Origin of the sequence: Pseudomonas sp. SB113 (genome assembly GCF_040754745.1) — a bacterium.
GTDB lineage: Bacteria > Pseudomonadota > Gammaproteobacteria > Pseudomonadales > Pseudomonadaceae > Aquipseudomonas > Aquipseudomonas grimontii.
This window is the reverse complement of sequence record NZ_JBFMHW010000001.1, coordinates 153,274-179,004: the sequence shown is the minus strand read 5'-3', so window position 1 is coordinate 179,004 and position 25,731 is coordinate 153,274. Positions and strand designations below refer to the sequence as shown.

At 60.9% G+C, this 25,731-nt stretch carries 26 protein-coding genes; 19 read left to right on the top strand and 7 right to left on the bottom strand.

The window, feature by feature from the left end; translation table 11 throughout:
- Nucleotides 1–41 precede the first annotated feature (41 nt).
- The 8 genes from AB1462_RS00835 (at nucleotide 42) to AB1462_RS00800 (ending at nucleotide 7,890) form a co-directional block, all read left to right on the top strand.
- Entirely contained in the window at nucleotides 42–1,043 is a 1,002-nt protein-coding gene (locus AB1462_RS00835; protein ID WP_090408618.1) for a PleD family two-component system response regulator, read from the top strand.
- Nucleotides 1,044–1,259: 216 nt separating this feature from the next.
- Nucleotides 1,260–2,355 (top strand): peptide chain release factor 2 gene (gene prfB, locus AB1462_RS00830; protein WP_108240705.1). Its coding sequence is split into 2 segments (ribosomal slippage): nucleotides 1,260–1,331 and nucleotides 1,333–2,355, totalling 1,095 coding nucleotides; the frame shifts between segments, so codons are not numbered across the junction.
- 78 nt (nucleotides 2,356–2,433) lie between these two features.
- Nucleotides 2,434–3,936, top strand: a complete 1,503-nt coding sequence (gene lysS / locus AB1462_RS00825; protein ID WP_367245978.1) for a lysine--tRNA ligase — start codon at nucleotides 2,434–2,436, stop codon at nucleotides 3,934–3,936.
- Between the two features lie 106 nt (nucleotides 3,937–4,042).
- Nucleotides 4,043–4,759 (top strand): TetR/AcrR family transcriptional regulator, encoded by a 717-nt coding sequence (locus tag AB1462_RS00820; protein ID WP_025855094.1) that lies wholly within the window; start codon nucleotides 4,043–4,045, stop codon nucleotides 4,757–4,759.
- 15 nt (nucleotides 4,760–4,774) lie between these two features.
- Nucleotides 4,775–5,335 carry a hypothetical protein gene (locus AB1462_RS00815; RefSeq protein WP_146371469.1) on the top strand — a complete coding sequence of 187 codons (561 nt, stop codon included), beginning with the start codon at nucleotides 4,775–4,777 and terminating at the stop codon, nucleotides 5,333–5,335.
- Between the two features lie 21 nt (nucleotides 5,336–5,356).
- Nucleotides 5,357–6,634: a flavohemoglobin expression-modulating QEGLA motif protein gene (locus AB1462_RS00810; protein WP_090408614.1), complete on the top strand. Its 1,278-nt coding sequence runs from the start codon at nucleotides 5,357–5,359 to the stop codon at nucleotides 6,632–6,634.
- A 27-nt stretch (nucleotides 6,635–6,661) separates the two neighbouring features.
- On the top strand, nucleotides 6,662–7,567 hold the full coding sequence (locus tag AB1462_RS00805) for an alpha/beta hydrolase (RefSeq protein ID WP_090408611.1): 906 nt from the start codon (nucleotides 6,662–6,664) through the stop codon (nucleotides 7,565–7,567).
- Complete coding sequence (locus AB1462_RS00800; protein ID WP_090408608.1) at nucleotides 7,564–7,890, top strand: hypothetical protein; 327 nt, start codon at nucleotides 7,564–7,566, stop codon at nucleotides 7,888–7,890. The genes AB1462_RS00805 and AB1462_RS00800 overlap by 4 nt, the downstream gene beginning before the upstream one ends.
- Before the next feature lie 317 nt (nucleotides 7,891–8,207).
- Here the strand turns inward: AB1462_RS00800 and AB1462_RS00795 are convergent, their stop codons facing one another.
- From AB1462_RS00795 to AB1462_RS00785, 3 genes are all read right to left on the bottom strand, one after another.
- On the bottom strand, nucleotides 8,208–8,993 hold the full coding sequence (locus AB1462_RS00795) for an OmpA family protein (RefSeq protein ID WP_090408605.1): 786 nt from the start codon (nucleotides 8,991–8,993) through the stop codon (nucleotides 8,208–8,210).
- A 55-nt stretch (nucleotides 8,994–9,048) separates the two neighbouring features.
- Entirely contained in the window at nucleotides 9,049–9,459 is a 411-nt protein-coding gene (locus AB1462_RS00790; protein ID WP_172832141.1) for a DUF4398 domain-containing protein, read from the bottom strand.
- A 285-nt stretch (nucleotides 9,460–9,744) separates the two neighbouring features.
- On the bottom strand, nucleotides 9,745–10,089 hold the full coding sequence (locus tag AB1462_RS00785) for a pilin assembly protein (RefSeq protein ID WP_090408602.1): 345 nt from the start codon (nucleotides 10,087–10,089) through the stop codon (nucleotides 9,745–9,747).
- A 184-nt stretch (nucleotides 10,090–10,273) separates the two neighbouring features.
- Between AB1462_RS00785 and ppc the strand changes: the two genes are divergently transcribed.
- From ppc to AB1462_RS00750, 7 genes are all read left to right on the top strand, one after another.
- On the top strand, nucleotides 10,274–12,919 hold the full coding sequence (gene ppc / locus AB1462_RS00780; RefSeq protein WP_090408599.1) for a phosphoenolpyruvate carboxylase: 2,646 nt from the start codon (nucleotides 10,274–10,276) through the stop codon (nucleotides 12,917–12,919).
- A 298-nt stretch (nucleotides 12,920–13,217) separates the two neighbouring features.
- A complete protein-coding gene (gene adk, locus AB1462_RS00775; protein WP_010212617.1) occupies nucleotides 13,218–13,865 on the top strand; it encodes an adenylate kinase in 648 nt (215 codons plus the stop codon).
- 89 nt (nucleotides 13,866–13,954) lie between these two features.
- Nucleotides 13,955–14,641 (top strand): tRNA (adenosine(37)-N6)-threonylcarbamoyltransferase complex dimerization subunit type 1 TsaB, encoded by a 687-nt coding sequence (gene tsaB / locus AB1462_RS00770; RefSeq protein ID WP_090408595.1) that lies wholly within the window; start codon nucleotides 13,955–13,957, stop codon nucleotides 14,639–14,641.
- A gap of 160 nt (nucleotides 14,642–14,801) precedes the next feature.
- A complete protein-coding gene (locus AB1462_RS00765; RefSeq protein WP_090408592.1) occupies nucleotides 14,802–15,092 on the top strand; it encodes a hypothetical protein in 291 nt (96 codons plus the stop codon).
- Nucleotides 15,092–15,952, top strand: coding sequence for a DUF72 domain-containing protein (locus AB1462_RS00760; RefSeq protein ID WP_367245977.1), 861 nt, complete (start codon nucleotides 15,092–15,094; stop codon nucleotides 15,950–15,952). Before AB1462_RS00765 ends, AB1462_RS00760 begins: the two co-directional genes overlap by 1 nt.
- A 27-nt stretch (nucleotides 15,953–15,979) precedes the next feature.
- Nucleotides 15,980–16,807 carry an isocitrate lyase/phosphoenolpyruvate mutase family protein gene (locus tag AB1462_RS00755; RefSeq protein ID WP_090408587.1) on the top strand — a complete coding sequence of 276 codons (828 nt, stop codon included), beginning with the start codon at nucleotides 15,980–15,982 and terminating at the stop codon, nucleotides 16,805–16,807.
- Nucleotides 16,808–16,810: 3 nt separating this feature from the next.
- Nucleotides 16,811–17,509, top strand: coding sequence for an extensin family protein (locus AB1462_RS00750; protein WP_367245976.1), 699 nt, complete (start codon nucleotides 16,811–16,813; stop codon nucleotides 17,507–17,509).
- Here AB1462_RS00750 and AB1462_RS00745 read toward each other — a convergent pair.
- Nucleotides 17,506–18,117, bottom strand: coding sequence for an energy transducer TonB (locus tag AB1462_RS00745; protein ID WP_367245974.1), 612 nt, complete (start codon nucleotides 18,115–18,117; stop codon nucleotides 17,506–17,508). The genes AB1462_RS00750 and AB1462_RS00745 overlap by 4 nt on opposite strands.
- A gap of 96 nt (nucleotides 18,118–18,213) precedes the next feature.
- Here AB1462_RS00745 and AB1462_RS00740 point away from each other — a divergent pair, with 96 nt between their 5' ends.
- On the top strand, nucleotides 18,214–18,996 hold the full coding sequence (locus AB1462_RS00740; RefSeq protein WP_090408579.1) for a class I SAM-dependent methyltransferase: 783 nt from the start codon (nucleotides 18,214–18,216) through the stop codon (nucleotides 18,994–18,996).
- Between the two features lie 65 nt (nucleotides 18,997–19,061).
- On the opposite strand, the gene AB1462_RS00735 is transcribed toward AB1462_RS00740, so the two are convergent.
- Nucleotides 19,062–19,715 carry a TetR/AcrR family transcriptional regulator gene (locus AB1462_RS00735; RefSeq protein WP_090408577.1) on the bottom strand — a complete coding sequence of 218 codons (654 nt, stop codon included), beginning with the start codon at nucleotides 19,713–19,715 and terminating at the stop codon, nucleotides 19,062–19,064.
- 93 nt (nucleotides 19,716–19,808) lie between these two features.
- On the opposite strand from AB1462_RS00735, the gene AB1462_RS00730 reads away from it, so the two are divergent.
- The 3 genes from AB1462_RS00730 to AB1462_RS00720 are packed head-to-tail and all read left to right on the top strand — an operon-like array spanning nucleotide 19,809 to nucleotide 24,576.
- Nucleotides 19,809–20,909: an efflux RND transporter periplasmic adaptor subunit gene (locus tag AB1462_RS00730; protein ID WP_367245973.1), complete on the top strand. Its 1,101-nt coding sequence runs from the start codon at nucleotides 19,809–19,811 to the stop codon at nucleotides 20,907–20,909.
- Between the two features lie 5 nt (nucleotides 20,910–20,914).
- Nucleotides 20,915–23,980: an efflux RND transporter permease subunit gene (locus AB1462_RS00725; protein ID WP_090408571.1), complete on the top strand. Its 3,066-nt coding sequence runs from the start codon at nucleotides 20,915–20,917 to the stop codon at nucleotides 23,978–23,980.
- Between the two features lie 2 nt (nucleotides 23,981–23,982).
- Nucleotides 23,983–24,576, top strand: a complete 594-nt coding sequence (locus AB1462_RS00720) for a LysE family translocator (RefSeq protein WP_367245972.1) — start codon at nucleotides 23,983–23,985, stop codon at nucleotides 24,574–24,576.
- Between the two features lie 36 nt (nucleotides 24,577–24,612).
- Here the strand turns inward: AB1462_RS00720 and AB1462_RS00715 are convergent, their stop codons facing one another.
- Both AB1462_RS00715 and AB1462_RS00710 read right to left on the bottom strand, forming a co-directional pair.
- Nucleotides 24,613–25,302 carry a DUF4197 domain-containing protein gene (locus tag AB1462_RS00715; protein WP_090408565.1) on the bottom strand — a complete coding sequence of 230 codons (690 nt, stop codon included), beginning with the start codon at nucleotides 25,300–25,302 and terminating at the stop codon, nucleotides 24,613–24,615.
- Between the two features lie 23 nt (nucleotides 25,303–25,325).
- Nucleotides 25,326–25,727 (bottom strand): YbaY family lipoprotein, encoded by a 402-nt coding sequence (locus tag AB1462_RS00710; RefSeq protein ID WP_090408562.1) that lies wholly within the window; start codon nucleotides 25,725–25,727, stop codon nucleotides 25,326–25,328.
- Nucleotides 25,728–25,731: the final 4 nt, after the last annotated feature.

Below are 25,731 nucleotides of genomic sequence, written 5' to 3'. Positions count from 1 at the left end.
CAGCAGTGCTGGCTTGCAGGCAGTAATTCAGGTGACTGCACATGAATGATTTACAGATCGACGGCTTCAAGACCGACGAAAACGCCGCCATGGTGTTGCTGGTCGACGACCAGGCCATGATCGGCGAAGCCGTACGGCGTGGCCTGGCTCATGAAGAAAACATCGACTTCCACTTTTGCGCCGACCCGCACCAGGCGATTGCCCAGGCCATCCGTATCAAACCGACGGTGATCCTGCAGGATCTGGTGATGCCCGGCCTCGACGGCCTGACCCTGGTGCGCGAATACCGCAACCACCCGGCCACGCAGAACATCCCGATCATCGTGCTTTCCACCAAGGAGGACCCGCTGATCAAGAGCGCGGCGTTCTCGGCGGGGGCCAACGATTACCTGGTCAAGCTGCCGGACAACATCGAACTGGTCGCGCGCATCCGCTATCACTCGCGCTCCTACATGACCCTGTTGCAGCGCGATGCCGCCTACCGTGCGCTGCGGGTCAGCCAGCAACAACTGCTGGACACCAACCTGGTGCTGCAACGGCTGATGAACTCCGATGGCCTGACCGGGCTGTCCAACCGCCGCCACTTCGACGAATACCTGGAGCTGGAATGGCGCCGCGCCATGCGTGACCAGACCCAACTGTCGCTGCTGATGATCGACGTGGACTTCTTCAAGACCTACAACGACAGCTTCGGCCATGTCGAAGGCGACGAAGCCTTGCGCAAAGTTGCCAACAGCATTCGCGAAGCCAGCAGCCGCCCCTCGGACCTGCCGGCGCGCTACGGCGGCGAAGAATTCGCCCTGGTGCTGCCGAACACCTCGCCGGGTGGCGCACGGCTGGTGGCGGAAAAGCTGCGCATGGCCGTCGCCGCGCTGAAAATCCCGCATATTGCCCCGGCGGAAGGCTCCAGCCTGACCATCAGCATCGGCCTGTCGACCATGACGCCGGTGCAGGGTACGGATTGCCGCCAGTTGATCATGGCGGCGGACAAGGGTTTGTATACGGCCAAGCACAACGGCCGCAATCTGGTCGGCATCGAGTGACCTGAGGCCGCACCCAATTCAATCTGGGAGGGGGCTTGCCCCCGATAGCGGTGGGTCAGTCACACCATCATTGGCTGACAGGCTGCCATCGGGAGCAAGCCCCCTCCCACATTTAACCCTGCGTAGTCTGCCTTTTCGCCAGGCGGGCTGCCGCTCCCCCCCGTTTGCCGTTATACTCGCCGGCTTTCAAAAGTTCGCCAACGAGTGCTGCCCGCCATGGAAATCAACCCGATCCTTAACACCATCAAGGACCTGTCCGAGCGCTCCGAAACTATTCGGGGGTATCTTTGACTACGATCAAAAGCATGAGCGTCTGACCGAAGTCAATCGCGAGCTTGAAGATCCGAGTGTCTGGAACAAACCTGAATACGCCCAGGAACTGGGCCGCGAGCGCTCTGCGCTGGCGCAGATCGTCGACACCCTCGACGAACTGAACACCGGCCTGGGCGATTGCCGTGACCTGCTGGACATGGCCGTCGAAGAAAATGACGAAGGCGCAGTGGGCGATGTCGTCGCCGAGCTGGCCCGTCTCGAGGAAAACCTCGCCAAGCTTGAATTCCGTCGCATGTTCAGCCACGAAATGGACCCGAACAACGCCTACCTGGACATCCAGGCCGGTTCCGGCGGCACCGAAGCCCAGGACTGGGCCAACATCCTGTTGCGCATGTACCTGCGCTGGGCCGACAAACGCGGTTTCGATGCCACCATCATGGAACTGTCGGCCGGTGAAGTCGCCGGCATCAAGGGCGCGACCGTGCACATCAAGGGTGAATACGCCTTTGGCTGGCTGCGTACCGAGATCGGCGTGCACCGTCTGGTGCGCAAGAGCCCGTTCGACTCCGGCAACCGTCGCCACACCTCGTTCTCTGCGGTGTTCGTCTCGCCGGAGATCGATGACAAGGTGGAAATCGAGATCAACCCGGCCGACCTGCGGATCGACACCTACCGCTCCTCCGGTGCCGGTGGCCAGCACGTAAACACCACCGACTCGGCCGTCCGTATTACCCACGTACCGACCAACACCGTGGTGAGCTGCCAGAACGAACGTTCCCAGCACGCGAACAAGGACACCGCCATGAAAATGCTGCGGGCCAAGTTGTACGAGCAGGAAATGCAGAAGCGCAACGCCGCTTCCCAGGCGCTGGAAGACACCAAGTCGGATATCGGTTGGGGTCACCAGATCCGCTCTTATGTGCTCGATGCGTCGCGGATCAAGGATCTGCGCACTAACATCGAACGCAGCGACTGCGACAAGGTACTCGACGGTGACATCGACGAATACCTGGAAGCCAGCCTGAAGTCCGGCTTGTAATAAAGATTGTAGGAGCCGGCATGCCGGCGATCCCCGGCCTACGCCTGGGACAACGAACCTGATGGAAAATTTAAAGACATGAGCGACCAACAACTCGACCCGCAAGCCCTGCAACAGGAAGAAAACTCCCTGATCGCCCTGCGCAAGGAAAAGCTGGCTGCCGAGCGCGCCAAGGGCAATGCCTTCCCCAACGACTTCCGCCGCGACAACTACTGCGATGCCTTGCAGAAGCAGTACGTGGACAAGACCAAGGAAGAGCTGGCAGAGGCTGCGATCCCGGTCAAGGTGGCAGGTCGCATCATGCTCAACCGTGGCTCGTTCATGGTCATCCAGGACATGACCGGGCGTATCCAGGTCTACGTCAACCGCAAGACCTTGCCTGAAGAAACCCTGGCCTCGGTGAAAACCTGGGACATGGGCGACATCATCGCCGCCGAAGGCACCCTGGCCCGTTCCGGCAAGGGCGATCTGTACGTGGAAATGACCAGCGTGCGCATGCTGACCAAATCCCTGCGCCCGCTGCCGGACAAGCACCACGGCCTGACCGACACCGAGCAGCGCTACCGCCAGCGTTATGTCGACCTGATCGTCAACGAAGACGTGCGCCAGACGTTCCGCGTGCGTTCGCAAGTCATCGCGCACATCCGCAGCTTCCTGATGCAGCGTGACTTCCTGGAAGTGGAAACCCCGATGCTGCAAACCATCCCGGGTGGTGCCGCAGCCAAGCCGTTCGAAACCCACCACAACGCGCTGGACCTGGAAATGTTCCTGCGTATCGCGCCGGAGCTGTACCTCAAGCGTCTGGTTGTCGGCGGCTTCGAGAAGGTGTTCGAGATCAACCGCAACTTCCGTAACGAAGGCGTCTCGACCCGTCACAACCCAGAATTCACCATGTTGGAGTTTTACCAGGCCTACGCCGACTACGAAGACAACATGGACCTCACCGAAGAACTGTTCCGCGAGCTGGCGCAGCTGGTCCTGGGCAGCACCGACGTGCCGTACGGCGACAAGGTGTTCCACTTCGGCGAGCCGTTCGTGCGCCTGTCGGTATTCGACTCGATCCTCAAGTACAACCCTGAGCTGACCGCCGACGACCTCAACGACATCGACAAGGCCCGCGCCATCGCCAAGAAAGCTGGCGCCAAGGTGCTGGGCTTTGAAGGCCTGGGCAAACTGCAGGTGATGATTTTCGAAGAGCTGGTGGAGCACAAGCTGGAGCAGCCGCACTTCATTACCCAGTATCCGTTCGAAGTGTCGCCGCTGGCCCGTCGTAACGACGACAACCCGAACGTCACCGACCGTTTCGAGCTGTTCATCGGTGGCCGCGAAATCGCCAACGCCTACTCCGAGCTTAACGATGCCGAAGACCAGGCCGAGCGCTTCATGGCCCAGGTGGCCGACAAGGACGCTGGCGACGACGAAGCCATGCACTACGACGCAGACTTCGTACGCGCGCTGGAATACGGCATGCCGCCAACGGCCGGTGAAGGTATCGGTATCGACCGCCTGGTGATGTTGTTGACCAACTCGCCGTCGATCCGCGACGTGATCTTGTTCCCGCACATGCGGCCACAAGCGTAACCTCAGCGAAATCCAGAGCCGCCTTTTATAAGGCGGCTTTTTTATGTGGCGTTTTTAAGCGTCAAGCAAACAGCGCCAGGTTTTGATCTATTCAAGGATGTGTGTCGTGAACCGCGTAACCGCTCAAGAAGGCGCCGCCGGCATTGCCGCTGCCGTGGCTGAAAGCGTCCAGTACCAGGGCCGTAAGGCCAGTCGTCGGGGCAGCGAGCAACGCAGGCAAGACATTCTCGATGCGGCCATGCGCATCGTGGTGCGCGAGGGTGTGCGAGCCGTGCGCCATCGCGCAGTGGCGGCGGAGGCGGGGGTGCCGTTGTCAGCCACTACCTATTACTTCAAGGACATCGATGACTTGCTCACCGATACCTTCGCCCAGTACGTTGAACGCAGCGCCGCCTTCATGGGCAAGCTGTGGGTGCGCAACGAAGGGCTGCTGCGCGAGATGGTCGCCTATGGCGATGGCAGCCCGGAATCGCGCTCGCAACTGGCCGATGACATCGCGCGGCTGACCGCCGACTATGTGCTGCGCCAACTGACCAACCGTCGCGAGCACCTGATGGCCGAACAGGCCTTTCGCCAGGAAGCGCTGCTGAATCCGCGCCTGGCCGAGCTGGTGCGCTCCCACCAGCAGATTCTATTGCAGGGCACGGGCCAGTTTTTCCAGGTATTGGGCTCCCGCGAGCCGCAACAGGACGCCAAGGTGTTGACGGCGATTATCAGTCGGATGGAATATCAGGGCCTGCTGGGCGGCGCAGAGCCTCTGACCGGTGAAGAGATGCTTGAGATCCTCAAGCGTTACATGCATTTGGTGTTGGCCTCGGTCTGACACCGGGGGAGTCCAATGAAAACCTGGCGTGTGGCGGTAATTGCCTTGTCGTTCCTGTTGCTCAGCGGTTGCCTGGTAACGTTCAAGGACCCGTTGCCCGCCCATGAGGCGGCGCCGGATGAATTGCTGGGCCATTGGACCAGCAAGAATGCCTGGGGCGAACCGCTCGATCTGCAAATCAGCGGTGCCGGTGAGCACCGCTATAAGGCGGTGAGCTACCCTAAAGCCACGCCGGCCCAGCGCGATGAGTACCTGTTTACCGTTTCGCGTCATGGCAGCCGCTGGTACCTGTCGGCACCGTTGCCGGCCAAGTTCGGAGGGCATTACTTCCTGGCAGGGTTCGACTTTGAGGGGGGGAGCGACGATAAGCACGAATTGGTGGTCTATAACCTCGACCTCGACCAGATTCACCAGGCCATCGGGCAACAGGTGCTGCACGGCAGCACCGTGGAAACCGTCGAAGGCGCCGGCGTACTGGTCGACAGCGCCATGAGCCAGGTGTTTGCCTACCTGGATGACCCGGCCAATGCCGATGTGTTCGTTGAAGCCGTGCGCTACCGGCGTGCGGGCAAATAACGTTTAAAGAGGAAGCACCGGGTGGACGATTACCAGCAGACGATACGCACCTTGTCCGATCGCATTGTGCTGGCGCAAACACCGATTCGCGTCCTCGACGCTGTGAAGTGGGACGACAACATTCGCCAGGGATTCCTCAAGGCCAAGGGCAAGGCAATGCCCGCCGTGGACCGCGACTATTACCTGAACCGGCCGCTGTCGTTCGACTCCAGTGCGGTGAAGCTGGAATTCCAGAACATCGAACGTGACATCACTCGCCGCCTCGGCCAGTTCAGCCCGGTGGGGCAGATCATGCGTCGCATGTGCCGTGAATACCGCATGGTGGTGCGCATGCTTGAAGCGCGCGGCACCGAGGACTTTGGTCTGATTTCCCAGGAGCTGTACGGCGCCGCCTCCGATGCCTTCCACGCCGGCGACCCGACCCTGGCTGACCTGGGCCTGATGCTTTCCGACTACCTGAACAATATCGACGGCCGTGGCGACCTCAAGGACGAAGCCAAGACCCTGACCGCCAAGGACGCCGTGGCCCTGCTGCAAACCCGCCTGAACAAGGTGTTTGGCGAAGCCGAAGAAACCATCCGCGTGTTCGAATCAGACGGCATCGTCGCAGATGCCGCGGCGGGCGCCGACTACATCAAGATCCGCGCCGACGCGATGTTCAACGACCGCGACGTGCGTGCGCTGGAAGTCCACGAAGGCCTGGTGCATGTGGGTACCACGCTCAACGGTCAGAACCAGCCGATCTGCACATTCCTGTCCAAGGGGCCGCCGTCGTCCACCGTGACCCAGGAAGGCCTGGCGATCCTGATGGAGATCATCACGTTCGCCTCCTACCCGAGCCGCTTGCGCAAACTGACCAACCGCACCCGTGCCATCCACATGGTGGAAGAGGGCGCCGACTTCCTGCAGGTGTTCGAGTTCTTCCGCGAGCAAGGCTTTGAAATGGCCGAAAGCTATGGCAACGCCAGCCGGGTATTCCGTGGCTCGGTGCCGAACGGTCTGCCGTTTACCAAGGATTTGTCCTACCTCAAGGGCTTTATCATGGTTTACAACTACATCCAGCTGGCCGTGCGCAAAGGCAAGCTGGAGCAAGTGCCGCTGCTGTTCTGCGGCAAGACCACCCTGGAAGACATGCGCACCTTGCGCCAACTGGTGGACGAAGGCCTGGTGGTGCCACCCAAGTACCTGCCTGAACAGTTCCGCGACATGAACGCACTGGCGGCGTGGATGTGCTTCTCCAACTTCCTCAACCACTTGAGCCTGGACCGGATCGAGGCGGATTACTCGAATATCCTTTAAACGCTGTTATTCACGAGGCTTCAACGGATGAGAATCCTCGGCATTCTTTGCCTGCTACTCACATTGAACGGTTGCAGCTCCCTGCTGTTCTACCCCGAGCCCGGCCTGCCGTTCACGCCCGAAAAAGCGCACCTGCAATACCGCGATGTCACCCTCACCACCGCCGACGGCGTGAAGCTGCACGCGTGGTGGCTGCCGGCCAAGGCCGGAGTGCCCGTCAAGGGGACGGTGCTGCACCTGCACGGCAACGGCGGTAACCTGGCCTGGCACCTGGGCGGCAGCTGGTGGTTGCCGGAGCAGGGCTACCAGGTACTGCTGCTGGACTATCGCGGATATGGACTGTCGGAAGGCAAGCCTTCGTTGCCGGCGATTTATCAGGATGTGGATGCGGCGTTCAGTTGGCTCGACAAAGCCCCGCAAACCCAGGGCCAACCGTTGATCGTCCTCGGTCAAAGCCTCGGCGGTGCGCTGGCGGTGCATTACCTGGCGGAACACCCGCAGCGTCAGTCCCAACTCAAGGCGTTGGTGCTCGATGGTGTGCCCGCCAGTTATCGTGACGTAGGACAATTCGCCCTGAGCACCTCCTGGTTAACATGGCCATTCCAGGTGCCGTTGTCTTGGTTGGTGCCCGACGCCGACAGCGCGATCAACGCCATGCCGCAACTGACCGGCGTGCCGAAATTGCTGTTCCACAGCCTGGATGACCCAATCGTGCCCGTGGCCAACGGTATCCGCCTGTATCAGGCCGCGCCACCGCCACGGGTGTTGCAGTTGACCCGGGGCGGCCACGTGCAGACCTTTGCCGACAAGACCTGGCAAACCGTGATGCTGCGCTACCTGGACGACCCGCAGCACTTCAACGGTCTGCGCCGCCTGGGCGAGATTCCGAACTATCCCATTCCTAAAGTTGATTCATCAGAGAGCCCGCAATGAGCGAAGAACGCAACATGATCCCGCTGATTCTCACCGGCATTGGCACCATCATCGGCACCGTCGGCTGCCTGTGGTACTACGGCTATTTGCACTTCGCCAAGCCGGAAGATGCACTGCTGCTCAGCGACTTCACCATGCTCAAGACCGTGCCTGGAGAGGAGTACAAAATCTCCCTGACGCCAGCCGCCCAAGTGGCACAGTGCGTCGATGGCGTATTAGTGATGTTCGACACCGAGCAGAAAGGCCTCAGCGGTGTGCTGGTAAACAACAAGAAGCAGGCAGTCCGTTGCATGGGGCAGGAAACCCCGCAATTGCAGCAGTAGTTCGCAGCGGTCATATCTGGAACCATATCGCTTAAGAAACCACAGAAAGCGGTGTGACTAACACAGATCGGGGCCGAAAACGTGGCGATAATTATTGCTGCAATAAGTAACATGCTGGACATGGCCAGGGGGCATGAGGCGCTGAAACGGCTAGACGCTGAGGGCAGTGAGCTCCAGCACATGATGGATAAGCTGTCGCAAAATACTTATAGCGCGAAGATGGAGCTGCCAGCTGACGACACATACCGGACTGTCCATTTCGACGAGCCGAAAAAAAACCCACCGTGAGGTGGGTTTTCTTATTCAGCGTCAATCAATCAGTTGGTCATGGACGAACGTGGTTTGACTGGCTGGTTGTCGTTGGAGATGGTCACTTCAACGCGGCGGTTCATGGCACGGCCCGAGACGCTGCCGTTATCGGCAACCGGGTATTCCTTGCCGTAGCCGGTGGTCACGATGCGGCGTGGGTCAACGCCCATCTTGATCAGCGCTACCTGCACCGAAGCGGCACGGCGCTCCGACAGGCTTTGGTTGTAGGCATCGCTGCCTGTGCTGTCTGTGTAACCTTCAACGATCACCTGGCGATCCGGGTTTTCCTGAAGGAACTGAGCCAGTTTGTTGATGTTGACCAGGCCGCTGGATTTCAGGTCAGCCTTGTTGGTGGCAAACAGCACGTCGCCAAAGGTCACCAGCGTACCGCGATCGGTTTGCTTGGCATTCAAGCTGTCTTGCAGTTGTTTGATCTGTGCATCACGGGCCTCGAGCAGCGCGCGGGCACGTTCGTCGCCGGCGTTTTTCAGCTTGGCTTCGGATTCGCGCAGCACGATGGTGTCTTTGGCCACTTCAACGCGCTGATTGGTCAGGTACGCCAACTGGTCGACTTTCTTCTGGTCTTCCTTGTCGCGGTAAGCCTTGTCAGCCTTGTCCAGCCATTCGCTGGCGTCCTTGGTCTCCAGCGCGGCAAGCTTGGTGGCTTGCGGGTTGGTTTGCAGGGAAGAGAAGTTGGTCCGTGCGTTTTCCAGGTTCGCGTTTGGCGGGGTGGAGCAGGCCGCCAGGGCAACGCTCATCGCCAGCAGGGCAGGGATCATCAATTGTTTACGCATAGTCGTGTCGTCCTTTCAATTCGATATCGGGTGCAATGCAATCAGGCGCGGCGGTTTATTTCTGCTGGATAGCAGCCGGGCGCATACCTTCCTGACGCAGCTCCTGAACAGCTTTCTGGGAGTCCTTCACAGCCTGTTCGGCCTTGGCGGCCTGGGACTTGCGCTCTGCAACGCGAGCATCCCATTCGGCTTGTTCGGCCAGGCGACGCGCCTCGTCATAGTTCTTGTCGTGCATGGCGATTTCGGCTTGCTTGAGCTTGTCCTGAGCCGATTTCATTTCAACTGCTGCGTACTCGGTGCCGCCGGCGCTCACTGCGCTGTTTACTGCGGACTGAGTCACCGCGTATTGCTCGGTTGGCGGGTTGCCGGCGCAGCCAGCCAAAACGAAGCTGGTTCCGATTGCCAGCGCGGCCAATTTAAGCCCGCGCAGGTGGTTAAACGAGGATTTGGCAGTGCTGGTCTTCATCGTCTTCAACTCCATTGGATAACTCCTAAAAACATCAAAATCCATCTCAGTCGGTGAGCGGCTGGGGCGCGGCGGTAAAGCACGACGGGCCCTTTCAAACGGCCGTTCCAAGTGATGGCTTACTGGCTGTGACCGGAGGCTTTTTTCAAAAGTTCAGAAGAGATGGCGATTTGCCTAAAAAAATATCTGACTGAATGGTCAGGGTAAAAAATTGGAACTTCTGCCACGCGCAGGGGTACTCCGAGCCTCAGCAGAGGCCCGGAATACGGGGGCAGTCGAGGTCTGTCAGTGCTTCTGGTCGTCAGCCCTGGCCGACAAATCATGTAGATAACGACGGGACAAAGTCAGGAACCGTGGCGTTGGCCCGACGTCCTCATAGAGCGGATCGCCCTCTTCATCGGTGGCGATCACATGTTGTCCCTTGATGTAGGGAAAGCTGGCTTCCAGCTCTTCAAGGGCGGCGCCGATCAGCTCGCCGAGCAGTTCTTCGGTGTGGCGCTTGGGGTACATCTCGGCGATGGCCGCCAGCCGCGCGGCGGCCTCTACATCCAGATGGATGGCGTACTCCGTCTTGGTCAGGCGACCCTTGGCGTTTTCTTCCCAATGCTGGGCCAGTTCTCGAATTTTCATGGCAACCTCAATAAAGCCAGCGGTGGCGGGCGGTGATGAGTGACCAGTCGTGCGCGTGGATAAACGCGGCGACTCACAGTTGAGACTAGCTGTAAGTCACAAGGTTTAAAGTCTTGTCATAAAACGATGCTGGCGGCACTCTGACACACCTGCGCGTCCCGGATTTCTGGCTGGAGATTGGCTGATGAGTGATATCGATGCACGCTTGCGTGAGGATGTTCACCTGCTGGGTGAGCTGTTGGGCAATACCATTCGAGAGCAGTACGGCGATGATTTTCTCGCTAAGATCGAGCAGATTCGCAAAGGCGCCAAGGCCGACCGCCGCGGAGCCGCCCCGGACAAAGCCGCTGGTGATGAACTGAGCGCCAGCCTCAATCAGTTGCAGGAAGACGAACTGCTACCCGTGGCCCGGGCTTTCAACCAATTCCTTAACCTGGCCAATATCGCCGAGCAGTACCAGTTGATTCACCGGCGCGATGAGTCGCAACCGGCACCGTTCGAGTCCCGTGTTTTGCCGGAGTTGCTGGCCCGCCTGCAAGGCGAAGGCCATAGCAACGAGTCCCTGGCCCGCCAGTTGGGACGCCTGGAAATCGAACTGGTCCTTACTGCCCACCCCACCGAAGTGGCGCGTCGCACCCTGATCCAGAAGTACGACGCCATCGCCGCGCAACTGGCGCGGCAGGATCACCGCGACCTCACCACCGCTGAGCGCGAGCAGATCCGCCAGCGCCTGCAACGCTTGATCGCCGAAGCCTGGCACACCGAAGAAATCCGCCGCACCCGGCCTACCCCGGTGGACGAAGCCAAGTGGGGCTTCGCGGTGATCGAGCATTCGTTGTGGCACGCCATCCCCAATTACCTGCGCAAGGCCGACCAGGCGTTACATGCTGCGACGGGCCTGCGTTTGCCGCTGGAAGCCGCGCCGATCCGCTTTGCGTCGTGGATGGGCGGCGACCGTGACGGCAACCCGAATGTCACCGCGCCGGTCACCCGCGAGGTGTTGCTGCTGGCGCGCTGGATGGCTGCCGACCTGTACCTGCGCGATATTGACCACCTGGCTTCCGAACTGTCGATGCAAAAGGCCAGCCCTGCGTTGCAGGCCAAGGTCGGCGACAGCGTCGAACCCTATCGCGCGCTGCTCAAGCAACTGCGCGAACGCCTGCGCGCCACGCGCCAATGGGCACATACCGCGTTGAGCAGCAGCACGCCGGCGCCTGCCGAGGTCTTGCAGAACAACCGCGACCTGCTCGAGCCACTGGAGTTGTGCTATCAGTCGCTGCACGAGTGCGGCATGGGCGTGATCGCCGATGGCCCACTGCTCGATTGCCTGCGCCGGGCCGTAACCTTTGGCCTGTTCCTGGTGCGGCTGGATGTACGCCAGGATTCCAGTCGTCATTCGGCGGCCATGACCGAAATCACCGATTACCTGGGCCTGGGCCGTTACGAGGACTGGAACGAAGAGATGCGCATCAGCTTCCTGATGAAGGAGCTGGCCAACCGTCGACCGCTGTTGCCGGGTTATTTCAAGCCGTCGGCCGATACGGCCGAAGTGCTCAACACCTGTAAGGAAGTGGCCGCCGCGCCTGCCGCATCGTTAGGCTCGTATGTCATCTCCATGGCCGGCGCCGCGTCGGACGTATTGGCGGTGCAGTTGCTGCTTAAAGAGTCGGGCGTCCAACGGCCGATGCGCGTGGTGCCCCTGTTCGAAACCCTCGCCGACCTGGATAACGCCGGCCCCGTGATCGAGCAACTGTTGTTGCTGCCAGGCTACCGTGCGCGCTTGCAGGGCCCGCAGGAAGTGATGATCGGCTACTCCGACTCGGCCAAGGACGCCGGCACCACGGCCGCCGCCTGGGCGCAGTACCGGGCCCAGGAGCGGCTGGTGGATATTTGCCGTGAGCAACAGGTGGAATTGCTGCTGTTCCATGGCCGTGGCGGCACCGTCGGGCGTGGCGGCGGCCCGGCCCACGCGGCGATCCTGTCGCAACCGCCGGGTTCGGTGGCGGGGCGTTTCCGTACCACCGAACAAGGCGAGATGATTCGCTTCAAATTCGGCTTGCCGGACATTGCCGAACAGAACCTCAATCTCTATCTGGCCGCCGTGTTGGAAGCGACGTTGCTGCCACCGCCGCCACCGGAGCCGGCGTGGCGCCACTTGATGGATGAATTGGCGGCCGACGGCGTCAGCGCTTATCGCGCGGTGGTGCGGGAAAATCCGCAATTCGTCGAGTATTTTCGCCAGTCCACTCCCGAGCAGGAGCTGGGCCGTCTCCCCTTGGGCAGTCGTCCGGCCAAGCGTCGTGCCGGTGGTATAGAAAGCCTGCGCGCCATTCCGTGGATCTTCGGTTGGACCCAGACTCGCCTGATGCTGCCGGCCTGGCTGGGTTGGGAAGCCGCGTTGAGCAAGGCCCTGGAACGCGGCGAAGGCGAACTGCTGGGGCAGATGCGCGAACAGTGGCCGTTCTTCCGCACCCGCATCGATATGCTGGAAATGGTCCTGGCCAAGGCCGATGCCGATATTGCGCGCCTGTATGACGAGCGCCTGGTGCAGCCGGACCTGTTGCCATTGGGGGCGCACTTGCGCGACCTATTGTCGCAGGCGTGCGACGTGGTGCTTGGCCTGACCGGTCAGTCGCAACTGCTGGCCCATAGCCCGGACACCCTGGAGTTTATCCGCCTGCGCAACACCTACCTTGACCCCTTGCACCTGTTGCAGGCCGAGTTGCTGGCGCGCTCGCGTCGCCAGGAAGCCGCGCAAGACAGCCCTCTGGAACAGGCGCTGCTGGTGTCCGTGGCCGGTATTGCCGCCGGCTTGCGCAACACCGGCTGAGGTTTTTTGCGTGTTCTCAACGGCTTGCGCAGAAACCACGACGGCCGCCCTGAAAAGGGTGGTCGGCGTTTATGGGGCCGGTTGCACTCAGGCACACCCTACCTATGACGTACGCGTGGCGCGGGTTCCTGCGACTTTTGGCGGCTTGTGTGGTTAGGGCCTGCTGTGTATCTTGATCAGCCTTTGGCCGTTTGGGCGGCTTGGGCCCATATTTTCATGAGCCCTATATATTTTTACGAGATTGGCCCCACGCGGCGAATCCGAGCGTCATCTCTATAAAAAATTGAGGAGCACATCGATGCGCGTCATTCTGCTGGGAGCTCCCGGGGCCGGTAAAGGTACTCAGGCAAAGTTCATCACTGAAAAATTCGGCATTCCACAAATCTCCACCGGTGACATGCTGCGCGCAGCCGTCAAGGCCGGCACCGAGCTGGGCCTGATCGCCAAGAGCGTGATGGACAGCGGTGGCCTGGTCTCCGATGACCTGATCATCAACCTGGTCAAGGAACGCATCAGCCAGGAGGACTGCAAGAACGGTTTCCTGTTCGACGGCTTCCCACGCACCATTCCCCAGGCTGAAGCCCTGGTCAAAGCCGGCGTCGAGCTGGACGCCGTGGTCGAAATCGCGGTTGAAGATGAAGAAATCGTCCAGCGTATTGCCGGCCGTCGCGTTCACGAAGCCTCTGGCCGCGTGTACCACACCGTCTACAACCCGCCTAAAGTTGAAGGCAAGGACGATGTCACCGGTGAAGACCTGGTGCAGCGTAAGGACGACACTGAAGAAACCGTGCGTCATCGCCTGTCGGTCTACCATTCCCAGACCAAGCCGCTGGTGGATTTCTACCAGAAGCTGTCCGCTGCCCAGGGCAAGCCGAAGTACAGCCATATCCCTGGCGTCGGCTCCGTGGAAGCGATCACTGCCAAGGTGCTGCAAGCACTGAGCTGATCCTTTAGCGGCTTTATACACAACGGCCCGCTTGCGGGCCGTTGTTGTTTATACTGGCGCACTTTTTTTCGATTTGGACACCCACACCGATGAGCACCCTGCTGGCCCTGGACACCGCGACTGAAGCTTGCTCCGTTGCCTTGCTGCACGATGGCAAAGTAACAAGCCACTACGAGGTGATCCCACGCCTGCATGCGCAGAAGCTGTTGCCGATGATCAAGCAACTGCTTGAAGACGCGGGCACCACCCTGTCGGCCGTGGATGCCATCGCCTTCGGCCGTGGCCCGGGGGCGTTCACCGGGGTGCGTATTGCCATTGGTGTGGTCCAGGGCCTGGCCTTTGCGTTGGAGCGCCCGGTGCTGCCGGTCTCCAACCTTGCCGTACTGGCTCAGCGTGCCTTGCGCGAACACGGCGCCCAGCAGGTGGCGGCGGCTATCGATGCGCGTATGGACGAAGTGTATTGGGGCTGCTACCGCGAAACGGCTGGCGAAATGCGCCTTGTCGGCGTGGAAGCCGTGCAGCCACCGGAATCTTCGGTATTGCCGGGCGATGCCAGCGGCGACTGGTTCGGTGCTGGCACGGGTTGGGGTTATGGCGAGCGCATCGGTGTGTCGCTGGTGGGCCAGGACGCCAGCATGTTGCCCCATGCCGAAGATTTGCTGACCTTGGCGCGCTTCGCATTTGAGCGTGGCGAGGCGATTCCTGCGGATCAGGCTGCACCGGTTTACTTGCGCGATAAAGTGGCGCAGACCAAGGCGGAAAGAGGGGTTATTTGACGCCAAAAATGATGGCAATTTGAAGCAAAAGTCGCCAATCGTCAGAATTTGCCCCCGTTTTTAAACCTTTTTCAAATTATGTGTTCTAGTTATCACCAGAGCATTTGCGCGCGACGGACAGTGCTGCCAAAATGCCATTACTGATAGCGAGTTCGCGCCTATGCGTATTGATGGATTTTCCTCACAGTCGTACCCAATCAAGCGCAAGCCGCGTAAGGCAAACGCCACGGTGGACGATTCCGTCGAGGATTCGCCGGACTTCATTGACGTCCAATCCGATGCGCAGGCCAGTTCACAAGCCCGCATCAGTGGCGTTCCGGCCCGTCAGCAAGACATGGTCTTCCCGCGCTCCATGAGCAAAAGCGTTGCCACCGCCCTGGCCAGCTACCTGACCACCGCCGGATTTGTCGAATGGGATATGGAAGTACTGGGTCTAGACATCCACATCTGATGCGCCTGCCTTACTACCTCGGCTGCCCGTCCTGGAGTGAAAACGCCTGGCGCGAGTACCTGTACCCCGCCGATGCCCGCTCCAGCGATTACCTTGCCCTTTATTCCCAGGTCTTCAACGCCGTTGAAGGCAATACCACGTTCTACGCCCGACCCTCGGCCGCCACCGTGCAGCGCTGGGCCGACATCATGCCCGAAGATTTTCGCTTCACTGCCAAGTTCCCCGGTGACATCAGCCACGGTGGCGACTTGCGTGAGCAATTGCCGGCGGCGGAAAGTTTTGTCGGGTTGATGAGCCCGCTCGGTGAGCGTGTTTCGCCGCTGTGGCTGCAGCTGTCGGCGAGTTTTTCACCGCAACGCCTGGCTGAACTCGTCGGCTTTATTGATGGCCTGGAGCGCCCGATTGCGGTGGAAGTACGCCACCCTGAGTTCTTCGCCAAGGGCGATGCCGAGCGTACGCTCAACCGTTTGTTGCGTGATCGCGGTGTCGAGCGCATCTGCCTCGACCCGCGCGCATTGTTCAGTTGCACGTCGACGTCGGCGGCGGTACTGCATGCACAATCGAAAAAGCCCAAGGTGCCACCCCGTCCGGCAGCGCTGACCCAGTTTCCCCAAGTGCGTTTTATCGGTCATCCGGAGCTTGAGGCCAATGACCCGTTCCTGGTCCCGTGGGTGGAAAAAGTTGCCGCTTGGATCGAAGAGGGGCGCACGCCCTACGTGTTCCTGCACACCTCTGATAATCGCCTTGCCGCGCAACTGGCCCTGCGTTTTCATGCGCAACTGATGGCACGCCTGCCCGGCCTGCCGGCGTTGCCGACCTTGCATCGGGAGCCCGAAGCCGAGCAACTGGGGTTACTCTAGGGCTCCTTTTCCCGCCAGGAGTCAGTCATGGATGCCCAAACCCTTCGCGCCGAAACCTTCAAGGCCCTGCATGAGCGCGACCGCGCCTTCGTGATGCCCAACCCATGGGATGCCGGCTCTGCGGTGATGCTCGCCAGCCTTGGCTTTGAAGCCCTGGCCACGACCAGTGCGGGTTATGCGTTCAGCCTGGGGCGCCCGGACGCGGAAGGGGCATTGTCCCTGGAAGACACCTTGCGCAATGCCGCCATGATCGCCAAGGCTACCGCGCTGCCGGTGGCGGCCGACCTGGAAAACGGATTCAGCGACACCCCAGAAGGCTGTGCACAGGCCATCCTGAGTGCCGCCGGCAGCGGCATCGTCGGTGGCTCCATCGAAGATGCCACGGGCATTGCCGTCGACCCAATCTATCCCTTCGACCTCTCCGTAGAGCGTGTGGAAGCCGCCGTTGCCGCTGCCCGCAGCTTGCCGTTCCCCTTCACACTGACGGCCCGCGCGGAAAACCTCCTGCATGGTCGCCTGGATCTGCCCGACACCATTCGCCGCCTGCAGGCCTACGCCGAAGCCGGCGCCGACGTGCTCTATGCGCCGGGCCTGCGCAGTGCCGAGGACGTGCTGGCGGTGGTCAAGGCCGTGGCGCCAAAGCCGGTGAACGTGTTGATGTCCGGCGGCCTGAAACTCAGCGTGGCGCAATTGAGCGCGATGGGGGTTAAGCGCATCAGCGTAGGCTCGGCCATGGCCCTGGCGGCCTATGGTGAATTCTACCGAGCGGCCCAGGAAGTGTATGAACTGGGTACCTTCAGCTTTACCGAACGCTCGATGCCCTTCAGCAAGGCCAATCAGTTCTTCAAGGGCTAAACCGTGCGTTTTTTCAAAGTGCTGGGTGTGCTGCTGGTACTCGGCGGTGCATTTGCCATAGGCGTATGGCGTGGCTGGCTGCCGCTGCCGACTGAATGGAATCCGTGGTCGCCGTTGGACGTACGGTCCAGCCCGAACCTGTTGACCCGCTACAAGCTGGGGCGCCTGCAGGATGACCCCGCGCTGTGCGACCAGGTGCTGAAAACCTCAGGTCTGCGAGTCAGCCATCAGGCTGACTCGCCCGCCGACGCGGCCTGTCCTTTGCGCAATACCTTGCGCGTGCAGGGCGCAGATGTGGCATTAAGCAGCAGCTTTCTCGCCAGTTGCCCGTTGGCCGTGGCGTTCGCCCTGTTCGAGCGTCACAGCCTGCAACCGGCGGCCCAGGCGGTGTTCGGCCAGTCGGTGACGCGGGTCGATCACTTGGGCAGCTTTGCCTGTCGCAACATGTATAACCGTGCCGAAGGGCGGCTCAGCCAGCATGCATCGGCCAATGCCCTGGATATTGCCGGGTTTCGCCTGGCGGATGGGCGCAGTATCAGCGTGCTCAAGGATTGGTCGGGGGACGGCGACAGCGCGCGGTTCCTGCGCCAGGTGCGCGATGACGCCTGTGATGATTTCAATGTGGTGTTGAGCCCGGACTACAACGCCGCGCACCGCAACCATTTCCATCTGGACATGGGGCGTTGGTGGGTCTGTCGTTAGGCGGCCAGGCGCAGGTTGTGGGTGATCAGTGGGCGTGCCCAGTGGTAGTCGAAGTCCAGCGCCTTCTGTTGCGCCAGCAGTTCTTCGGTTGGGTAAGGCGTGGCAGGTGGTGGCAACAGGTCCAGTTCGAACTCGGCAATCGGTAAGTGCAGAGGGCGTGGTTCCGGCGCCGGGCCGGGTTCAGGCAGTGGCTGGCCGGCAGTCAGGACGATCGGGCGAACCCAACCGCTTTCGAAATTCTGCTGGCGCTGCTGGGCGACGATTTCTTCCTGCGGGAACGGCGTGGCGGCCGGTGGCAGCAACTCGGTTTCGAATTCGGCGATGGGCAGGAAAAGTGGTTCAGGTGGTGCGATCTCGGTGTCTTTGACGTCGCACTCGCGCTGCGTGAGGATCTGCGACAACAGGTCGGCGCCTGCGCTGGGCTCTACCGCCGGGTCCGGCGCCTTGGCGGCGAGCGCATCCGGCGTTTCACCGAGCTGCTCGGCCAGCGCCCGGGCGAAGAAGTCCTGCCACACATGACTCACCCCGGCCAGCGCTTGGGTATTGCGCAGGCCGTAGTGGTTATGGGTCGGCAGTACACCGATGGTTAGGGGGAGAATGTCTGACATTTTTCTCGGTCGACGCTCAGCTCTGGCAAAATACCTGACTGTTATTTCTATCGGCCGTTGTTTGCCGATCCTTAATATTTTTGAGCGTAGCGATTGATGAGCGAACAACCAGCGGCCAGCCGCATCCAGGTCGAGGCCTTGGGCGAAGGTTTCCAGGCCCGGGCCGAGCAGTGGGCTGAACAGCTCGGCTTGCCTTTACAGCTCGCGGATGCGGATTTTTCCCTACAAGTGGGGGAGCACGGCCTGCAACTGCAGCAGCTTGGGCCTGACGCGCCGGGGCCGGTGCGGGTGGACTTCGTCGAAGGCGGCGCGGCTCACCGGCGGCTATATGGCGGCGGCAGCGGACAGATGATCGCCAAGGCCGTGGGCATTGCCCAAGGCGTGCGTCCCCGGGTGCTGGACGCCACGGCCGGTCTGGGCAAGGACGCGTTCGTGCTGGCCAGCCTGGGCTGCGAGATGAGCCTGATCGAGCGCCAACCGCTGATCGGTGCGTTGCTCGAGGATGGCCTGGCACGCGGTACGCAGGATTTCGACGTCGCGCCCATCGTGGCGCGCATGAAGCTGCTCAAGGGTAACGCCATTGACGTGATGCTCAATTGGCAAGGGGAGCCACCCCAGGTGATCTACCTCGACCCGATGTTCCCTCATCGTGAGAAAACCGCTCTGGTGAAGAAAGAAATGCGCCTGTTCCGGCCACTGGTGGGTGATGATCCGGACGCACCGGCCTTGCTGGCCGCCGCCCTGGCCCTGGCCAGCCACCGCGTGGTGGTCAAGCGCCCGCGCAAGGCGCCGTGCATCGAGGGCCCCAAACCGAGCCATGCGCTGGATGGCAAGTCCAGCCGATATGACATTTATCCCAAGAAAGCGCTCAAGTCTTAAGCCACAAGCCACAAGCCACAAGCCACAAGCTGCAAGCAAAAGCGCTTTTCACTTGCTGCTTGCAGCTAACCACTTGCAGCTGCATCTCTCCTATAGGCCCGCATAAACAACCCCACCACCTCCTGCACATGGGCTTCGGCAGCCTCTTCACTCAGTTGCCCGCCGCAGCCATACAGCAGGCAGAAGTTCGCGGTGCCCTTGAGCAGGCAGAAAAAGTGCTCGGCCGCCGTCAGCGGTCTATCGATGCTCAGCGCGCCGCTCTGGTCGATCTTGCCGAGCAGGCGCTCCATGCCCTGGAGCATGCGCATGGGCCCGGCTTCAAAGAAGATTTGGGAGAGTTTCACGTCCTGATTGCCAGTGGTCATCATCAGGCGATGCAGGTTCACCGACTCTTCACTGTTGATCAGCCGATGGAACCCCCGCGCGATATTCAACAATACCGTTTCCACCGGTATGCCTTCGGGCAGTTCGAAGTACATCACCGGCAACTGTTCCTCGCACTTGGCCACCACGGCGGCGGTGAACAAGGTCTCTTTGTCGGTGAAGTGACTGTAGACGGTCAGTTTTGACACGCCGGCCTCAAGGGCCACGGCATCCATGCTGGTGTTGGCGTAGCCGTTGCTCAAGAACAGGCGTTTCGCTGCCGAGAGGATAGCCTGGCGTTTTGCCATGTCCTTGGGACGCCCTGGGCTATTGGTGCTCACACGATTGTCGGACATTTTCACCTTTAATACTGGACTGGTGAGTTTGGTATTAATAACATACTGGCAAGTATAATTATTCCTAGCTCCATTTGCGAAAGGTCCTTCAGCATGCGCAGCACTTTTCTGCCCTTTGCGTTGCCTGCCTGTCTGGTCTTCCTGTTGGCCGCTTGCGGCCATGAAGACGCGGTCCAGACTACCGTCCGCCCGGCCATGGTGGTGCAGCCGCAACCGTCGGCGCAGTCGGCGGACAGCTACCCAGGTGAAGTACGCGCGCGCTATGAGCCGGACCTGGCCTTTCGCATCGGCGGCAAAGTCAGCAAACGGCTGGTGGAGGAGGGTGAGCGGGTCAAGGCCAACCAGCCGCTGGCGGAGCTGGATCCCCAGGACGTGCGCCTGCAACTGGAAGCCACCCGTGCCCAGGTCGCCGCCGCCGAGGCCAACCTCAGGCTGGTGCGCGCCGAGCGTGACCGCTACAAGACCCTGATAGACCGTCAGATGGTCAGCCGTTCCCAGTACGACAATTCCGAAAACCTTTACCGTTCCGGTGAAGCGCGCCTCAAGCAGATCAAGGCCGAGTTCGACGTCGCCAGTAACCAGGCCGGTTACTCCGTATTGCGTGCCCCCCAGGATGGCGTCGTCGCCAAGCGTGCGGTGGAAGTCGGCCAAGTGGTATCCGCTGGCCAGACCGTGTTCACCCTGGCCACCGATGGCGAGCGCGAAGTGCTCATCAGCCTGCCCGAACAAGGTTTTGGTCGCTTCAAGATCGGTCAGCCGGTAGCCGTGGAGTTGTGGAGCCAGCCCGACCAGCGTTTCACCGGGCGCATTCGTGAACTGTCGCCTGCGGCAGATCCAAAATCGCGGACCTTCGCCGCTCGCGTTGCCTTCACCGGCGGCAAAGTCCCGGCGGAGCTGGGTCAAAGTGCTCGCGTATTCATACAGGCCGACGGCGTTGTCCCGCTGTCAGTGCCGCTGTCTGCCCTGAGTGCGGAGAACGGTGCGTCCTACGTCTGGCGTGTACAGCCGGACAACACCCTCAAGCGCACGCCGGTACGCATCGGTGCCTTCGGCGAAAAAACCGTACCGGTGCTGGAAGGCTTGACTCCCACCGATTGGGTGGTAGCCGCAGGCGTGCACGTGCTCCACGAGGGCCAGCAAGTGCGCCCGGTGGATGGCTCCAACCGTGTAGTGAATCTGGCGGCTAAGGAGTAGTCCCGATGGCTTTCAACCTTTCCGAATGGGCGTTGCGTAACCGCCAGATCGTACTGTTCCTGATGATCCTGCTGGCTGTGGTCGGCACCTTGTCCTACACCAAGCTGGGGCAAAGCGAGGACCCGCCGTTCACCTTCAAAGCCATGGTGATCAAGACCAACTGGCCCGGCGCTACGGCCCAGGAAGTCTCGCGCCAGGTCACCGAGCGTATCGAGAAAAAACTGATGGAGACCGGCGAATATGAGCGCATTGTCTCTTTCTCTCGCCCGGGTGAGTCCACCGTCACCTTCATTGCGCGCGACTCCATGCATTCCGTGCAGATTCCTGAGCTGTGGTACCAGGTGCGCAAGAAGATCAGCGACATCCGGCAGACCTTGCCGCCGGATATCCAAGGGCCGTTTTTCAACGACGAGTTCGGCACTACTTTCGGCAATATCTATGCCCTGACCGGCGACGGCTTCGACTATGCCGTGCTCAAGGACTACGCCGACCGCATCCAGATTCAGCTGCAACGGGTGGCGGATGTGGGCAAGGTCGAGTTACTTGGCCTACAGGACGAGAAGATCTGGATCGAGCTGTCCAACCTCAAGCTCGCCACCCTTGGCCTGCCGTTGGCCGCTGTGCAGCAGGCGTTGCAGGAGCAGAACGCGGTCTCCACTGCCGGCTTCTTTGAAACCCCGAGCGAGCGCGTGCAACTGCGCGTGTCGGGTAACTTCAAGACGGTGGAAGAGATCCGCAACTTTCCTATTCGTGTCGGTGACCGAACCTTTCGAATCGGCGATGTAGCCGACATTCACCGCGGCTTCAACGATCCACCGGCACCGCGTATGCGTTACATGGGGGCGGATGCTATCGGACTGGCCGTGGCCATGCGTGCTGGCGGCGATATCCTGGTACTGGGCAAGGCTCTCGAAGGCGAATTCGCCCGCTTGCAAAAGAACCTTCCGGCGGGCATGGAGCTGCGCAAGGTGTCAGACCAACCGGCAGCGGTGAAAACCGGTGTCGGCGAATTCGTGCAGGTGTTGGCCGAGGCGTTGGCGATTGTCTTGCTGGTGAGCTTCTTCTCCCTCGGCGTACGCACGGGCCTGGTCGTAGCCCTGGCGATTCCGCTGGTGCTGGCGATGACGTTTGCCAGCATGTATTACCTCGGTATCGGCCTGCACAAGATTTCCCTCGGCGCGTTAGTGCTGGCCCTCGGCTTGCTGGTGGATGACGCGATCATTGCCGTGGAAATGATGGCAATCAAAATGGAGCAGGGCTACGACCGGCTCAAGGCTGCCAGTTTTGCCTGGACCAGCACCGCCTTCCCGATGCTCACCGGCACGCTTATCACGGCGGCCGGCTTCCTGCCGATTGCCACCGCGCAGTCGAGCACGGGCGAATACACGCGCTCGATTTTCCAGGTAGTGACCATCGCGTTGCTCGCCTCATGGATCGCCGCCGTGGTGTTTGTGCCGTACCTGGGGGAAAAACTCCTGCCGGACCTGGCGAAGATTCACGCGGCCAAACACGGCACCGATGGCCCGGATCCCTACGGCACGCCGTTCTACCAACGTGTAAGGCGTTTGGTGGAGTGGTGCGTGCGTCGGCGCAAAACCGTGATTGTCCTGACGCTGCTGCTGTTTATCGGCTCGGTGGCGTTGTTCCGCTTTGTGCCGCAGCAGTTTTTCCCGGCCTCAGGCCGCCTGGAGTTGATGGTCGACCTGAAACTGGCCGAAGGCGCTTCCCTGAGCAACACCGCCGACCAGGTCAAGCGACTGGAAGCCTTGCTCAAGGACCATGCCGGCATCGACAACTACGTCGCCTATGTCGGCACCGGCTCGCCGCGTTTCTACTTGCCCCTGGACCAGCAATTGCCGGCGGCCAGCTTCGCGCAGTTCGTGGTGCTGGCTAAAACCATTGAGGAACGCGAAAGCCTGCGTACCTGGCTGATCGAAACCCTCAACGAACAATTTCCCGACCTGCGCTCCCGTGTCACCCGCCTGGAGAACGGTCCGCCCGTGGGCTACCCGGTGCAGTTTCGCGTCACCGGTGAACACATCGAGGAAGTCCGGGCCCTCGCACGGAAAGTCGCGGCCAAGGTTCGCGAAAATACCCATGTGGTCAATGTGCACCTGGACTGGGAAGAACCCAGCAAGATCGTCTACCTCAATATCGATCAGGACCGCGCCCGCGCCCTTGGCGTCAGCACCGCCAACCTGTCGAAATTCCTGCAAAGCTCACTCACCGGCTCCAGCGTCAGCCAATACCGGGAGGACAACGAGTTGATCGAAATCCTCCTGCGCGGCACGGTTCACGAGCGCACCGAACTGTCGCTGCTGCCTAGCCTGGCGGTGCCGACCGACAACGGTAAAAGCGTGGCCCTGTCGCAGATCGCCACCCTCGAATACGGCTTCGAAGAGGGCATTATCTGGCACCGCAACCGCCTGCCGACGGTGACCATCCGTGCCGATATTTATGGCAAGGAGCAACCGGCGACCCTGGTCCAGCAGATCCTGCCGACCCTCGCAGGCGTACGCGCCGAATTGCCGGACGGTTACCTGCTGGACGTTGGCGGCACCGTCGAAGATTCCGCTCGCGGGCAGAACTCGGTGAAGGCCGGTGTGCCGCTGTTTATCGTGGTGGTACTGACCTTGCTGATGCTGCAACTGCGCAGCTTCTCACGCACGGCGATGGTGTTTCTTACCGCGCCGTTGGGCCTGATTGGCGTCACCTTGTTCCTGCTGGTATTTCGTCAACCTTTCGGCTTCGTGGCCATGCTCGGTACCATCGCGCTGTCGGGGATGATCATGCGCAACTCGGTGATCCTGGTGGACCAGATCGAACAGGACATCAAGGCCGGCCTGGCGCCGTGGCAGGCGATTATCGAAGCCACCGTGCGACGCTTCCGCCCGATTGTGCTGACTGCCCTTGCGGCGGTGCTGGCGATGATCCCGCTGTCGCGTAGCGTGTTCTTCGGGCCGATGGCCGTGGCGATCATGGGGGGGTTGATCGTGGCGACGGCGTTGACCCTGTTGTTCCTTCCGGCCCTGTATGCTGCATGGTTCCGAGTGAGGAAGGACGTCGTGTAATCATGCTGGCTACTGTTTCAGCCCTAATGTTGTTATTACTCGCCCCCGGCCCGACCAACACCCTGCTGTTTCGTGCCGGGGTGCTGTTTGGCTATCGCGCGTCCTGGTGGTTGGCGTTGGTCGAGTGCCTGGCGTACTTGCTGCAAGTCTCGGTGTGGGGCGTTGCGCTGCTCTACCTGGCGGCCTATTCGCCGTGGGCATCGAAGCTCACGCAATTGGCGGCGGCCTGTTACCTGCTGTATGTCTCGTACAGGCTCTGGCAACGCAAAAACAGCACCGTTGACCCTGGCCGTGACCGCTTCAATGGGTTGAATTTTTTCTGGCTGACGCTGATGAACCCCAAGGGGCTGTTGATCGTGTCCTTCATTGCACCCGCCGGCACCTTTGCCACATGGCAAGGCTATGTCGGGTTCATGACCACACTGGCATTGGTGGTAATACCCGTAGGGTCTGCGTGGATCGTGTTCGGCAGTCGCTTCGAAGGGCTGCAAAAAGCCTGGCTGACACCCTTGAAGATCAACCGTGCGACGGCACTGGCAATGGCGTGCTTTGCCACGTTGACGGTGGGGCGATTGGCTGAGTCGGTACTGCATTGAGTCGCTCCCCGTTGCAGGGAGCGATTCTTGCGCGGCTTAAAGTGCGCCAAACACCTTCTTCGCCAGGCTGGTAGCCGCAGCCGCCGGGTTCTTGCGAATCGTCTCTTCCTGCTGCGCAATCATCTTGAACAAACCATCCAGCGCCTGTTCGGTCACGTAGTTTTCGACGTTGGCACTCTTGGCATCCACTGCGCCAAACGCTGCAGCCTTGCCTGCGAGGGCGTTGTACTGCTGGGCCACGCCCACCTTGTCGGTAGCGGCCTTGACGATCGGCAGGAACTTGGCGCGGATGGCTTCGCGGCTGCTTTTGTTCAGGTATTGGGTGGCGGAGTCCTGGCCGCCGCTGAGGATGCCCTTGGCGTCGGTCACGCTCATGTTCTTCACCGCGTTGACCAGAATCGGCTGGGCCTGGGTCACGGCGGTTTCCGCCGCTTTGTTCATGCTGTCTTCCAACTGCGTGACCTGGTCACCCATGCCGAACATTTTCAGTTTGTCGGCGACTTTGCCCAGCTTGCCCGGCAGGCCGATCTTCACTTCAGGGTTGTTGCTGAAACCGCCGGGTACACCCAGTTGTTTCACGGCGATCTGTGCGCCTTGGGTCAGGGCGTCCTTGAGACCGCCGCTGGCGTCGCCCTGGGACAGGCTACTGAGGTCCAGGGCCATGGCATTGGCGCCGAGCAGCAGGCCGGCACACAGGGCAGTCAAGCGAAGGGAGTTGCGGAGCATGGGGCTTCCTTATGTTCGTAAATTCAGTGAGCGACCGCATCAACCCGCAGGCGCAGCGGCTGTGGATCCTGGCCGTTGAGCTGCACCGCGTGCCGTTCGGTGGTGATAAACAGTAGCTTGCCATCCAGTTCGATGCGAGCGCTCAGCGAATAACTGTGGCCCGGCTTGACCTGCGCGGGGTCGTAGGTCAGGTGAAACGGCAGCGGCACCTGGCCTTTGACCGGGCCTTTCTGTTCGGCGAGGGTCACGGCAGGCGCATCCGCCAGGGACACGTCTTGCAGGCTGACACTCAAGGTGGCAGTGGGTGGCAGGGCGATACGTTGCAGGTAGAACACTTCGCCGTCGAGGCTGGCCTTGGGCGCAGGATGCATGGATTGGCAGGCTCCGAGCAGGGCGGTGAGCCCCAGGAGAATGATCTTTTTCATGGTG